The organism is Actinokineospora lacus, from assembly GCF_053813445.1.
Map to the genome: position 1 here is coordinate 1 of NZ_JBQERA010000026.1, position 12,311 is coordinate 12,311.

General features: G+C 68.0%; 11 protein-coding genes and 2 pseudogenes. 3 read left to right on the plus strand and 10 right to left on the minus strand.

The annotated features are described in order from the left end of the window. Positions 1 to 114 precede the first annotated feature (114 nt). The gene (locus tag ACTG9Q_RS32570) at positions 115 to 378 is read right to left on the minus strand and encodes a hypothetical protein (RefSeq protein ID WP_455576797.1); all 264 of its coding nucleotides are present in this window, start codon (positions 376 to 378) and stop codon (positions 115 to 117) included. Positions 379 to 1,909: 1,531 nt separating this feature from the next. Between ACTG9Q_RS32570 and ACTG9Q_RS32575 the strand changes: the two genes are divergently transcribed. After that, entirely contained in the window at positions 1,910 to 2,275 is a 366-nt protein-coding gene (locus ACTG9Q_RS32575) for a beta/gamma crystallin domain-containing protein (protein WP_455576798.1), read from the plus strand. 544 nt (positions 2,276 to 2,819) lie between these two features. Here ACTG9Q_RS32575 and ACTG9Q_RS32580 read toward each other — a convergent pair. The 4 genes and pseudogenes from ACTG9Q_RS32580 to ACTG9Q_RS32595 all read right to left on the minus strand — a co-directional run. After that, positions 2,820 to 3,254, minus strand: a pseudogene (locus ACTG9Q_RS32580) (carboxyl transferase domain-containing protein); the annotation flags it as partial. A gap of 45 nt (positions 3,255 to 3,299) precedes the next feature. Beyond that, positions 3,300 to 3,494: an FAD-dependent oxidoreductase gene (locus ACTG9Q_RS32585; RefSeq protein WP_455576799.1), complete on the minus strand. Its 195-nt coding sequence runs from the start codon at positions 3,492 to 3,494 to the stop codon at positions 3,300 to 3,302. Positions 3,495 to 3,645: 151 nt separating this feature from the next. Next, the gene (locus ACTG9Q_RS32590; protein ID WP_455576800.1) at positions 3,646 to 4,632 is read right to left on the minus strand and encodes a flavin monoamine oxidase family protein; all 987 of its coding nucleotides are present in this window, start codon (positions 4,630 to 4,632) and stop codon (positions 3,646 to 3,648) included. A 148-nt stretch (positions 4,633 to 4,780) separates the two neighbouring features. Then, entirely contained in the window at positions 4,781 to 6,004 is a 1,224-nt protein-coding gene (locus ACTG9Q_RS32595) for an amidohydrolase family protein (RefSeq protein WP_455576801.1), read from the minus strand. Between ACTG9Q_RS32595 and ACTG9Q_RS32600 the strand changes: the two genes are divergently transcribed. Beyond that, on the plus strand, positions 5,994 to 6,158 hold the full coding sequence (locus ACTG9Q_RS32600; RefSeq protein WP_455576802.1) for a hypothetical protein: 165 nt from the start codon (positions 5,994 to 5,996) through the stop codon (positions 6,156 to 6,158). The genes ACTG9Q_RS32595 and ACTG9Q_RS32600 overlap by 11 nt on opposite strands. A 378-nt stretch (positions 6,159 to 6,536) precedes the next feature. Here the strand turns inward: ACTG9Q_RS32600 and ACTG9Q_RS32605 are convergent, their stop codons facing one another. The 5 genes and pseudogenes from ACTG9Q_RS32605 to ACTG9Q_RS32625 form a co-directional block, all read right to left on the minus strand. Continuing rightward, on the minus strand, positions 6,537 to 6,947 hold the full coding sequence (locus ACTG9Q_RS32605; RefSeq protein ID WP_455576803.1) for a hypothetical protein: 411 nt from the start codon (positions 6,945 to 6,947) through the stop codon (positions 6,537 to 6,539). Positions 6,948 to 7,103: 156 nt separating this feature from the next. After that, entirely contained in the window at positions 7,104 to 7,523 is a 420-nt protein-coding gene (locus tag ACTG9Q_RS32610; protein ID WP_455576804.1) for a hypothetical protein, read from the minus strand. A gap of 259 nt (positions 7,524 to 7,782) precedes the next feature. After that, positions 7,783 to 8,301, minus strand: coding sequence for a WS/DGAT domain-containing protein (locus tag ACTG9Q_RS32615; RefSeq protein ID WP_455576807.1), 519 nt, complete (start codon positions 8,299 to 8,301; stop codon positions 7,783 to 7,785). 87 nt (positions 8,302 to 8,388) lie between these two features. Then, positions 8,389 to 8,802 (minus strand): annotated as a pseudogene (locus ACTG9Q_RS32620) (wax ester/triacylglycerol synthase domain-containing protein); the annotation flags it as partial. 138 nt (positions 8,803 to 8,940) lie between these two features. Then, the gene (locus tag ACTG9Q_RS32625; RefSeq protein WP_455576805.1) at positions 8,941 to 10,239 is read right to left on the minus strand and encodes a hypothetical protein; all 1,299 of its coding nucleotides are present in this window, start codon (positions 10,237 to 10,239) and stop codon (positions 8,941 to 8,943) included. 1,151 nt (positions 10,240 to 11,390) lie between these two features. Between ACTG9Q_RS32625 and ACTG9Q_RS32630 the strand changes: the two genes are divergently transcribed. Continuing rightward, positions 11,391 to 11,960 (plus strand): S1 family peptidase, encoded by a 570-nt coding sequence (locus tag ACTG9Q_RS32630; RefSeq protein WP_455576806.1) that lies wholly within the window; start codon positions 11,391 to 11,393, stop codon positions 11,958 to 11,960. Positions 11,961 to 12,311 lie beyond the last annotated feature (351 nt).

Genomic DNA, 12,311 nt, shown 5'->3' on the forward strand with positions numbered 1-12,311 from the left:
CCAGCGCCGCGACCACCCGCAACCGCAACACCTCCTGCTCCGCAGGCGACAACCGGTGCGCACCCTCGACCTCAACCACACGCGTCAACCTACAGGCAATCGATCACTTTCGCCTCAATAGCCGCAGCCCTCCAACTCGTGAACGGCCGACTCCAGCGCCTCCCGGCCCTCGTAGGGGCGGCCGGGCTCCTTGGTCGGGGTGAGGTCGCGCAGCCGCTGCACGCTGGTCTGCCAGTCGTCAGGCAGCGACAGCAGGTAACACAGCAGGCCACGCGCACGGAACGTCAGGCGCTTGTCGCGCAGCACGCGGTGCGGGATCGATTCCCAGCGCTCACCGCGCACATGCCACATCTGGGCCATTGAGGGGTTCGCACTCACGGCGCCGCCTCGTCTGGCTGCTGGCTGTCGAGGCCCGCGACATTCATGTCGAAGGGCGGGTGAAGGTGCCGCGGTGGGCGTCGAAGTGGTGAGGTGGGCGTGGGGGAGTGGATGGTGGTCATCGTGAACAGGACCTCTGGGTGCTCGGGTCCCGTCTCACAGGTGTCTCACGGACCTGTTGGACGAGGCCGGTCTGGAGGCCCTGACCTGGACTGCCAACGGACTCGACCAGCCACAACGGATCCGACAGGACCACCGTGGACATCCCTCGTCCCGCTGGGGGTCAAGGGGTCGCAGGTTCAAATCCTGTCAGCCCGACGATCTGAGAAACGCCCGTCGACTTGGTGGAAACACCAGGTCGGCGGGCGTTTTGATGTTCTGAGGATGATCTTCAGTTGATCGTCGTTTGTGGACGGTAAGATCGTTGTACTGGCGGGTAAGGAGCGAAACAGGAGAAGTGCGCTCCAGATCGCTTGTTGATCTGGTCAAGGGGTCGTCGTTGATCTTCCCGATCGGGTGAACTTCGCCAACTGCGTTCAATCGTCGCCATCTGCCCTGGTCAGACCTATGTTGGTTCTGCTCTGGGGCGGTTCGTGTCGGTTCGTGGACTGGTGGCGCACTTCGGCTTGGCTGTGTGCGTGTTGCTGACGGTCCCGCACGGTTCGTGCCCGTTGTGGAAGGTCCTGTGACGGCTGTGGTGTGCGTGGGTGCCCCTGGTGCGATTCCATTAGCGACCACACCGCTGTTGGTGCATGGTGATCTGCTGATTCGGGCCGATATTCAACTGAAGACGGGCCGGCGTTCGAAGCGGCGCTCAGATTAATGACCAACAATCGGTCACAGACGTGATCGGGCTTCGGGCATAGCGGAGCGGGCATCACATCCTGAGCACGTAGTGATGCGCAGGTTCGAGTCCTTGGAGGGAGCGCCAAAGGGATGGGAATGGGGCTGACCAGCGGTTCGGAGTGGATGCTTGGTGGTGCAGGCCGGTTTCGACTTATAGTGGTCAGGTGACGCTCGCGTCCGATGACGGGCTGTTGTCGTTTGGGTGGTGCCACAGCAATACATCGCGGATGTTGCCGCCTGGTGCAGGCTAAGGCGCTCAGCTTCGGCGTCGACTTCTCGGTCCGCGTTTCGGCGTGCTGCGTGCACGCGCCACTTCGGTGCGCGCAGCGCCATGAGCATGGTCGTACGGCCGGACGAAGGGGCCTGCTGAACGGAGATCGGTGACGTCGGTGAGTTCGGATCGGATCATCGCCCGTCGCCGTTCGCTGTTGCGCACTTCGTGTCCACGTCGGCCGGGGAATGGGGAGGATTCACCAGAACCTTCACCCCGCACCGAGGTGGGCCGATTCACACCAGGGCCACCAGGACGAGTCCCGACGCACTGCGGAGCTGGTCGGATCTTGACCGGATACTCAGGTTTCAGGCCAGGATGAAACGGTTGCGGTCGACTCCGACCGCCTCCTAACGTGGAAATCGCACAGCCAATCGAACGCAAGAGGCGTTCTTAGTCTGGGGAGTGCGAATAATGCGAACGAAATCCCTGCTCGCGGCAAGCCTTTTCGCGGCGAGCGCTTTCGCCACCGTGGCCGGCCCCGCGCAGGCCGCGCCCATCAAGTCGGTCAACCCTCCGATGGAGGTGCAGATCGATGCCGTCCGGTGCAACGACACCAGCGGCTACGTGATGATCCACAATCAGGGGCGGCACTGCTTCGCCAATGGAGGCCGGATGGACGTGTACATCACCGACGTCTACAAGGTCGACTCGGGCAATAATCTGATCACGATCGACGCCCGCGACTGGCGGGGCAACCCGATCGCGTTCCAGATGAACAAGTTCCAGACGCGCGAGTTCAATCCCCGCATCGTGGTCGAGGACGTCACGATCCACTAGTTTCCCGAAATGGACAGGACCTCGGCACGGGGTCCTGTCCATTTCTCACGCCGTCATGCCCTCGTAGATCTTCTCGCGTTTCGGCGAACAGAGCAGCGGGCTTGAGTACTCGGTCATCGGGAAGACCTGACTGCGGAGCGCCGCGGCCATGTCCGCAGGGCTACATAGACCGGCCGGCACGGAGAGCCACCTGCTCCGCACACGCAGATGAACAAGGGTGCACCCGGCGGGAGCGCAGAAGGATGGGACCTGGCTCAACCAGGGGTCTTGTACCGGCACGCTAGTAGTCGAGTCGCATTGCGAGTTGTCTTCACGCTACGCGAGGTCAACTTGGGATCCAATGGGGCGTGACGCTGGGTCCGCCGCGAGAAACAGCCAAGACAACGTAGGGCTTCGTCAGCTGAGCGGCCAGGCCGCCTTTCCCCGTGCGAGGCGCGCTCCCACACGACAGCCGAATTTCATGTTCCAGGCATCCAGCACGTTCCACGGTGAATTTTGCCGGTGCCCGGTCACGGGCGCACACTACGACGCGCCCGCCAGGGCATCACCCAGTCCGCCGTGCTCGACACCGCAGCGGGCGGGTGCCCTTGCGCAGACCTGCTTCGACGAAGGCGTACAACAGTTTCGCGCCGCGTCGCACCAGGCCACCCCACTCCTGGCCGACGCCGGGAAGGAAGCCGGGCACGTCCACCAGCACCAGCAGTGGGATGCCGAAGGCGTCGCACATCCGGACGAAGCGGGCGGCTTTCTCGGCGCCGAGGGAGTCCAGGCACCTGCCTTTGCCCAGCGGGTTGTTTGCCACCGTGCCGATCGTGGCGCCGCCGAGCCTGCCGAGCCCGACGACGATATTGGGTGCCCACTTGGCCTGCAACTCCTGGAAGGGTTCGCCGTCGCGGTCGAGGATGGCGTGGATGACGGGGTGCACGTCGTAGGCACGCCGTGTGGATGCGGGCAGCAGTTCTCCCGGGTCCACCGAGGTCGCGACCGGGTCCGGGGCGAACGATCGACCGAAAGGACGTGTCGATCAACGTGACAGGGTGTGGTGCACCTCGGTGGCGGCACGGCAGCCGGACTCCACGGCTCCGTCGCAGTAGCCGTTCCAGTGGATGGCGGTCTCGGTGCAGGCCCAGTGCAGCGGTCCGACCGGCGGCGCAGGTCCTGCCCGAAAGCGGTCCACGCGCCCGGGATGAAGTGCCCGGAGAATCCGCCGCGGGTCCACTCCTGCTCGAGCCAGTCGAACTCCACGAAGTCGTCGGCCGCCAGCGCGCGGTAGCCGAACAGGGTGGCGAGGTGGTCCAGCACGGCGCCGCGGCGGGCTTCCGGCTTCCCCCGGCGCAGCGCCACCGCCTGCGAGCCGTAGGCGAAGCCGGTCAGCACGGCCCGGGGTGAGCCCGGCGGGGTGCCGTCGACGGTTTCGGTGAGACGCTGGTGGTGGACCGGGCCACTCCGGACAGGCCGTTGGAGCGCCAGAACGGTTCGGGGTAGACGGCGTGCACCTTCAACGCGGTCCCGGCGGGCATCCGCTGGAAGATCGCTTCCCGAAGGGCAGGCAGCGGCGGGTCGTACCTGATGCGCCCGGCGAGCGTCGGCGGCACCGCGACGATCACGCGCGCGGCCCGGTAGGAAGACGTTCTCGTGTGCACACGAGCGGTGGTGTCGTGCTCGATGCCCAGCACGGGATCGGCCAGGTGCAGGGTTCCCGGCGGCAGCCCGGCGGCCATCCGTTCGGCGATCTGCTGCGGCCCACCGACGACACCGATGTCCTCCGCCGTGTCCTCGTCGCCGAGCACGTGCTTCGCGCCCCCGACCGAGGCGATGTGGAACAGGGTCTCCAGCAACGAGGTGTCGGCGGCGCTGCCGGCGAGCAGACCGCCGCAGACCATGCGGTCCACGAACCGGAACACGGCGGGTGGGACGCGCTTGCCCTCCAGCCAGGTCGCGACGGTGGACCGGTCCCACTGCTCGGCCCACGGACCGCTCCAGGGCTCCTCCACGCAGACCTGCCGGGACAGGCTCCCCAGCTCGGCGAAGATCTCCGCGACCTCCGGGGGTGTGCCGGTCAGGTGCCGATCGTCGAGGTCGAAGACCGGCACACCCCCGTCCGGGGTGGGGTAGGTCCGGACACCGTAGCGGTCGACCAAACCCCGCCATGTTGAGCTGCGTCGGGCCGATCCACTGGCCGCCAGGTCGAGTTGGGTGCCGTCGGGCAGGTAGCGGGTCAGCACGCGGCCGCCGACCCTGGAGCGGGCTTCCAGGACGCGCACGGTGAGCCCGGCGCGCAGCAGCGCGTCCGCCGCGCTCAGCCAGGCGAACCCCGCGCCGACCACCACCGCGTCGTACTCGCCGGACCAACCCATCACCCTCCTCCGAGGTCGGGCGGTGGCACGGGCCGGTGCAGTGGGTCGGTCACGATCGCCTCCTCGGGTCTGCGGCCCGCCGCCGCGGACCGGCCGTCGGGCCGCCGGCCGCGACGGGCGGACACCGGGCCGTTCGGGCTCGTCGCCCTCACCCATTGCCGGTCCGGTCGACCGCTACGACACCGGCGCGCGCGACGAACTCCACGCGGCCCATGGCGCTGATGTCGGTGAACGGGTCGCCTGCCACGGCGACGAGGTCCGCGGCAGCACCGGGGGGCGATGCGCCCCAGTTCCGGGCGCTCCAGCAGGTCGGCGGCGACCGAGGTGGCGGCCCGCAGCACCCGCAGCGGGAGAGGCCTGCCGCCGTGAGGTCGCAGAACTCCCGCCACGCCTCGCCGTGCGGGAACATGCCTGCGTCGGTGCCGAAGGCGATGTCGACCGTGCTGTCGGCCAGGTGGGCGGTGGACTCGCGCATGCGCCGGGCGTGGGTGCGGAATTGCGTGCGGGTCCTGGGGTCGCGACCGATCCAGAAATCGTCGTGGTCGAGGTTGTCGATGAAGTGGACTTGGGCGTGCAGGGTGGGGCACAGGTAGGCGCCGTGGTCGGCGATGAGCGCGATGGCCTGCCGTGAGGCCAGGCTCGCGTGCTCGATGCTGCGCACCCCCGCTGTCAGGGCGCGCCGCACGGCCTCGTCGTTGAGCGCGTGCGCGGCGCAGTGCAGACCGTGGTCGCGGGCGGCAGCGACGATCACGGTCATCTCCTCGACGGTGAAGGCGACGTGGTCGGGCGCGTCGGTGGGAGAGCTGAAGCCGCCGCTCGCGGTGAACTTGATCCAGTCCGCGCCGACCCTGGCCTGGTGGCGCACGACGCGACGCAGCTGGGTGGGGTCGTCGACGAGCGTGCCCACGTCCGCGCCGTAGCGCTCGCTCAAGTCGGGCATTTTGTCGCCGTGCCCGCCCGGCACGGAGATGATGTTGGGCGCGAGCACCATGCGAGGTCCTTCGACCAGGCCGTCCTCGACGGCCTGCCGCAGTGCGACGTTGACGGGGTCGCGCGCACTGCCGAGATCGCGCACCGTGGTGAACCCGGCCGCCAACATGGCTTTCATGGCGGGCACGGCGCTCAACGTCTGATAGGCCGTGAGCCGGTTGTCGTGGGTCTCGTCCACCAGGTGCACGTGGCAGTCGATGAGCCCGGGCATCAGGGTCCGCGCGCCCAGCCGGACGGCGCGGGCGTCGGTCGGCAGCGCGGCGGCGGGGGTGACCGAGACTATGTCGCCGTCGACCGCGGTGACCGCGGTGGGCCCTGCGAGGTGGTCGCTCGTGCCGTCCCAGAAGCGGTCGGCGACGACGGTCAGGATCGTGGGTGACATGGTGCCCTCACATCCGGAAGACGCGCACGGCAACGATCTTGCTGTTGCGATCGACCAGATCGCCGACGGGCAGCGGTGGGCGGTGAGGGGGCCGAGTTCGTCCACCGCCACCTTCTTCCCCGGACAACCGCTGCACGGTGCCGTTCCGTCGTGACCGCATCAGTTCCGAGCGCAGCGGAAAAACAGGCAGGTGCGTACCCGGGCCGCCCTTTCGGTCGCGCTCGCACCGCCTCCGACGCGCGGTACCCCCTGTTCCGACACAGTGGGTCTACCGGACCGGTGCGCCGTGCGAGCGCCTTCTCGACCTGAATTGCCGCCTGGGTCAACTGTAGGTCATGTGAATTACGCGGCGCATGAATTCGGATTGTTCATCCGAACGTTTGACGACCTCTCACCCTGGTGGCCGCCGACCGGGGCCCAAGATAGTGGTGCCGGTGCGTAGTGGCGACTCGTTCGAGTGAGCACTTCGGAATCGGTCACTCAAGGCGCAGCGCTCGACATCGCGCGTCACCGGGCTTCTGCCGATGCCCCATCACGTGAGGGACTCGCAGAGCCTGTCGATGTGCGCTCTGGTGACGTGGGGCATCACCGCCAGGTGTGCGCGGTCGTCGACCGTGAGCAGGCGCCACTGGCGCATGACGTCAGCGCTGGGCGGGTCGAACAGGACGACGTTGCTACCGGGAGCGCGGCTAGGGTTGCGGCCCGCGCTCCGCAGGCTCCGCACCGCGTAGTCGGTCAACTCCAGGCACCGGTGGACCCGCTGTGCGAACCCCGTGCGCCCGAGCCTGCGCAGGGCATACCACAGGAATAGGGGCGCCAGCGCGTTGCGCGAACCGCTGATCGTGTTGTCGTCGCTGCCCACCGCGACGTCCGGTTGCCGGATGGCCGCGACGTCGGCGTGGCGGACGAGTACGACGCTGCTCGGTACGGGTGAGCCGATCATCTTGTGGCCGCTGACGGCGACGCTGTCGGTTCCCGCGTGGTAACCCCACGGGCGGGCTCGCCGTACGCCGCCAAGGGCCCGCCGAAGGCGGCGTCGGAGTGGACGAACACGTCACGCACCCCCTCCTCCTCGACGACGGTCCTGGTGCCGGGCACGTCATCCACCGCGCCCCGGCCCGTCGTGCCGATCGTGGCGACGACCAGGGCGGGCGTGCCCGGGCCTGTGCCGGAACTCGCGGCGCAGCGCCTCCAGATCCATCTCACCGTCGCCGGTCGTCGCGGTCGGCACGTGTTCCACGCGCAGGACACGAGCGGCTTTGGGCACCGAGTAGTGGGCTTCGACCGACGAGTACAGCACCGCGCCCGGGTGCCGCTCACGACCGATGTACGCGGCGAACAGGTTGCTCTCGGTGCCGCCGTGGCCGACGTAGCCGAAGGTCTGCTCCCGGTCGCCGCCTGCCATGTCGGTGAAGAAGTCGATGACGGCGCGCTCGAACGGTTTGGTGTCCAGCGCGTATTCGCTGACCTGGTCCGGATCGCCCACGTTGTTGAGGTGCAGGGCCAGGAAGTCGGCCATATGCGGTAGTCGAAGTCGAGGTCGACGGGAAATCCGGTCATGGTCCGCGCACGATCCTCGACGGATCGGGCGAACCGGCGTAGCAGCGCGATGTCGTCCTGGGCCGAGGCCGGGTCGGCGTCGTCGGGAATGCGCAGTTCCTCGGGTGTGGTCACGGCCTCCACGTGGTTCTCCTCTTCCATCGGTGGAACGATTACCGACACCGGGGTCGCGTCGTGCGGTGACGTGGAGGGCGGCTGCCGGGATCGAACGGGGCGGATCAGCGCGCGCGCGGTGTCGTGCGGTCTTGGTCCGCGTCGGGGTCGGCGAGGCGCAGCATGTCGTCGAAGCCGGTGCGCACGCAGGACATGAAGTGGTCGGGGTCCGGGATCGCGGCGCGGTCCAGTGTCACGCCGAGGCAGACGCGGTCCCAGTAGGACACCATCACGACGGCGACGGCCGTTCTCAGCAGGGGGATGAACGGGTGGATCGAGAGCACCTTCGCGCCCGCCAGGTGCACCTGGTCGGGCATTCCGGCGAAGTTGCTCGCCAGCACGTCGGTACCGCGCAACAGCAGTCGGGCACCGGCTGCCGCCACTCGCGCGGGCAGGTACGCCAGCGGAATGGTCAACCGGTTCAACGCGCCCAGGGTGGGGCCCGCGACGATGTCCGCGACGCTGCTCCGCACCGCTTTGATCCGCTCCGCCGGTCCGCCTGCGGTGCTCGGCAACGCGATCCGGGCGCTGGCCAGGTGGTTGCCGCCGGGAGGGGATCCTGGTGGGCGCACGCTGATGGCCATCACGGCGGGGACGTCGCTCAGCGGCACCCCGGCCTCGCGGTGGTAGCGGTCGAAGGCGCCTGCCAGCGCGGCGAGGTAGGCGTCGTTGACCGAGCCACCTACGGATCGTCCCGCCGCCTTCAGATCGGTGAGGGAGAACTCCGCGAGTTCCAGGTGGACGGTGTCACTGCGGGCTGCCAGCAGCGGTGACGGAGGGGCGCACGGAAGCACCGTCGCGCGCGCCATGGTGGCGAGCGCAGCCGATCGACGCGTGCCGGTACCGTTGCCCCTCGACACCGGGGCGACCCGCGTGGGCGATGCGCCGGGCATGGGGCGTCGGCCTCTGCCGTGGCGCAGTCTGTTCGCCAGCAGCGCGTACGGCCCGGTGGGGCCGGACTGCATGGGCTCGGGGAGCGCGAGGCACTGTTCGGGCTCGGGTCCTTCCTCGTGCAGCGCCGCGACGAGCTGCGCCGCACCGACTCCGTCCGTGACGCTGTGGTGCACCTTGAGCAGGTAGGCGGCTCGGCGCCTGGAGCGCCCTCCACGACGATCTCGTCGACGCCACGGTCGGCGTCATCGCCCCAGAGATCCAACGCCATGAGCACGATGACGTGGTACTGGTAGCGATACCCCATCAGGCCGAACTCGCCGCTCACGTCCTCACCTTTCCGCTCGTCGCAGGACTCGCCGCCACAGGGGCTGGGTGCGCGGCCCGTCCTCGGCCCAGGGGATCTCTGCCGCCGCGACGATGCCCGCTCTCCTGCTCTCCGCCAACTCGGACTCTCGGTCGGCTTCTGAGTACCGGGCCGAGCCGGTGGGCGGACGGACGCCGACGCGGACCCCGTAGATCACGAGGACCGCACCGTGTGCCGCCGCGGCGACTCGCCACTCCTCGTCGACGGCGAGCTCCGACCGTGCCCAGATCCCGCCCCCGTCCCACAGCTCCAATCCAGTCAAGGCGGGAATCACCGACCAGTTACGCAAGCGCGGTACAGCGGGCGTGCCGGGGAGGAACCGTGCGAAACCCGCACTGATGATCATCTCGGCCTGCGCCTCGCGCGTTGAACCGTTGAGACCCTCCATGCCGACCCAGGCCCGGGGCTCGAAGAAGACCACCGGGAGGTGTCCGTCGCCCATCGTTCGCACCGCCGTGCGGTGGACCCGGGCCGCTGCCGAGACGTCTTGAAGGATCTCCTTGACGCGATTCGGGTCCGAGGTGACATGAGGGGGTTCGTCGTCGGGTAGCCGGGACGTGAGCGGGTCAGTCTCGGCTGGTGTGATCTGGTCAAGTGACTGGACCCGTTCGCGACCCTCGATATCGACTGCGAACGAGAAGTCACCGTCACGGTCGACGAAGAAGTCGGACTGGCCGACTCGATCGAGTAGCGAGTTCAACCGCGGGTAGTTCGCCCGGCGGATCCGCTCGCGGACTTCCGGCAGCCTGAGCAGGGTCAACGCGTGACTGGCCAGGTTCGTCCCCGCCCGGCGGTATCGATCCTGCGCCGACCGGACGACGTCTGCAGAGCTAACAACTTCGACCGGGTCCGGGCCTACCACGGTGTACAGCAGCATCTGGCCGGAGGCGTCGGCGACACCGAGGTGAGTACCCGGCGGCGGGGCCGAGGTGCCGCTCGTCAAGGTCACCCGACCGATCACAGGATGGTTCCGGTGGCGTCGGACAGCGGCGAACTGATCGACCGTCGCGTCGACCAGTCGTTTCGACTGGGGCAGCACCAGGACGCAGTGGCCGTCAAACCGGCCGTCGTCCCACCGGGGATCCGGCCTGGCAATCATGTCGACTTGGCTTCCTCGACGTTGCCCGACCCACAGGTCGACAGCGACAACGGTCGCGACGATGCCGAGGTGCGCGAAAGCGTGCCGAAGAACCATCGCGCTGTCGACCGCGAGGTTGCCCGTCGGGCTGAACGGATGACGGCGCCACAGGAACGGGATGAGCATTTCGATCAGCAGGTCAGGGGCGATAGGGGAGCGAAGCAACTCGACAATCGCGGAGTCGGCCCCTTCTGACAGGTCCCCTCCATGGTCGCGAGATCGGTTCGCGGAGCCGCTTGTCCGTGCGCGTGGGCCTGCGGACGTCCGGCCTCGGTGCTTCTTCGACACGATCTTGACGTTAGCGCCCACGACCGACACGCGGGGTGACCCGATCGGGGCGAATTGCCGCTCAGAAGGAGACGTGCGTCCAGCCGACGTATCGTCGGACACGGCTGACCCAGGCCGAGTTCGCCTACATCCTGGGGCCGAGGTACCTCTGTGCGAGAGTCACGGGCAGAGGTCAGGTACGGGTCGAGTGGAGCGCCACGGAGCAGGTCCGTGTGGGCGCCGCCCGCGGCTTGGCGCTCGGCGCCGAGCACGTGCGCGAAGTACCGCGGGCCTGGCGCGACTGGACTCGGCGGCGTTGCAATGCCGAGACCCGAGGTGCCGAGAAGGAGCGAAACTGGAGAAGTGAGCACACTTGTGCGAACGTTAAGTGCGTCCAGCCGACTGCAACGGACGTGAATCGAGAGTGTTGATCTGCATTCCCGCAGGTCAGGGCTTGATCGGGGCGGCGCTGGGGGTCAAGGGGACCCTATTTCAAGTATCTGACCTCATGGTGCCTGAACTGCCCTGAACTGCCCTGTGCTGCTGGGTGCGAGATGTTGGTGTTCGCGTCGGTGTGAGCGTGTCGCTGGTGTCTTGTGTTGGCGCTCGTGACTGCTGTTCGTCTGTCGCTGTCTGTTTCGCCCAGCCTTGAACATCCGCTTCTGCCGATGTCCGTACTTACGCCAACGCTCGCATATGCCGATGAGCGTGTGTTTCGGTTCAGTGGAAGGTGATGTGGCGGTTGCCGGTGAGGTGTGGTCGGGGGAGGTCTGGCCAGCGGGTGAGGGTGATGGTGGTGCTGTCGAGGCGGTGTGGAGGGGTGGCCGCGGGCGAGTTCGTGGTAGAGGGTTTGGGCGAATTCTCGTGCTTGGGTGTCGTTGATGGTGGTGGGCCAACCATCACGACATAGCTCAAGCAGGCGGGGTGGCAATGTCGCCAACCGATCGGCGGCTACTCCGCGGCCGTGGGTGCTGCTTATGGTCGAAAGCTCCCCTTTCAGGAGGCTTCCCATGCTTACCACCCTGTTCGCCGCCGCCCTGCTCGTCGCGCCGCCAGCGGTGCAGGCCACGCCCATCATGGGCGGCGACACCGTCATCATCGGCTCGTCCATCTGCAAGGTCGGCTTCAACGCCAAGACGTCGACCGATCAGCACCGCGTCCTCGTCCCGGGGGCATGCGTCGGCTCGTCGCAGGCGATCGTCGCCGCCACGCCGCCGCTGGACACCACCTCCACGCCGTACGTGATCGGCCCGAACGGCCCGATCACCGTGCAGGGCGCGCAACAGGCGCCGATCGGTACCGCGATCTGCCTGTTCGGGCCCACCACCGGCACCCGATGCGGGGTCATCAACGCCGTGAACGTCACGGTCCGCTTTCCCGAGGGCACGTTGACCGGTCTGACCCGGACCAACATCTGCTCCCAGCCCGGCGACGCCGCATTGCCGTCGGTGATGTGGCGCGGTCAGGCCCAGGGGGTCGTCGTCGGCGCGTCCGGCAATTGCACGACGGGCGGGAGCACCTTCTTCGCCCCGGTGCTCCCGGCCTTGTCGACGTGGGGCCTCACGCTGCACACCGGCTAGCCGGCGCGCGCCCGCCCGAGGTGGGCTGAGACGGTCGGCGGGCAGCCGGGAGAAGCGGTCGACCATCTCCCGGCCGCCTTTGCGTTCCGGCCGTCCGGCGACGGTGATCAGCGGCGCGCCGCGCGGGTCGTTCACCGACATGTCGGGGTCGACCGGTTCGTCGCCCCAGCGTCGACAGCCGCACCGCCGACCGCAAGGCCAAAGTCGCCGAGGGCTGGTTCGACCTGTTCTAAGAGCTTCTGTCAGAATGAGTGGGTTGGGGTTTTCGCTGGTGGGGAACCCTTCTGCATGGTTGCGCCGTGGGTTGTCGATGACGAGTTGTGGGAGCTGGTCGAGCCGTTGATCCCGGTC

Excerpts from the sequence above, each read along its gene's own strand:
- ACTG9Q_RS32575 (WP_455576798.1), top strand. The coding sequence starts at position 1,910 with ATGCGAACGAAATCCCTGCTCGCGGCAAGCCTTTTCGCGGCGAGCGCT.
- ACTG9Q_RS32590 (WP_455576800.1), bottom strand. The coding sequence starts at position 4,632 with ATGGGTTGGTCCGGCGAGTACGACGCGGTGGTGGTCGGCGCGGGGTTC.
- ACTG9Q_RS32595 (WP_455576801.1), bottom strand. The coding sequence starts at position 6,004 with ATGTCACCCACGATCCTGACCGTCGTCGCCGACCGCTTCTGGGACGGC.
- ACTG9Q_RS32605 (WP_455576803.1), bottom strand. The coding sequence starts at position 6,947 with ATGATCGGCTCACCCGTACCGAGCAGCGTCGTACTCGTCCGCCACGCC.
- ACTG9Q_RS32610 (WP_455576804.1), bottom strand. The coding sequence starts at position 7,523 with ATGGCCGACTTCCTGGCCCTGCACCTCAACAACGTGGGCGATCCGGAC.
- ACTG9Q_RS32615 (WP_455576807.1), bottom strand. The coding sequence starts at position 8,301 with ATGGCCATCAGCGTGCGCCCACCAGGATCCCCTCCCGGCGGCAACCAC.
- ACTG9Q_RS32625 (WP_455576805.1), bottom strand. The coding sequence starts at position 10,239 with ATGCTCATCCCGTTCCTGTGGCGCCGTCATCCGTTCAGCCCGACGGGC.
- ACTG9Q_RS32630 (WP_455576806.1), top strand. The coding sequence starts at position 11,391 with ATGCTTACCACCCTGTTCGCCGCCGCCCTGCTCGTCGCGCCGCCAGCG.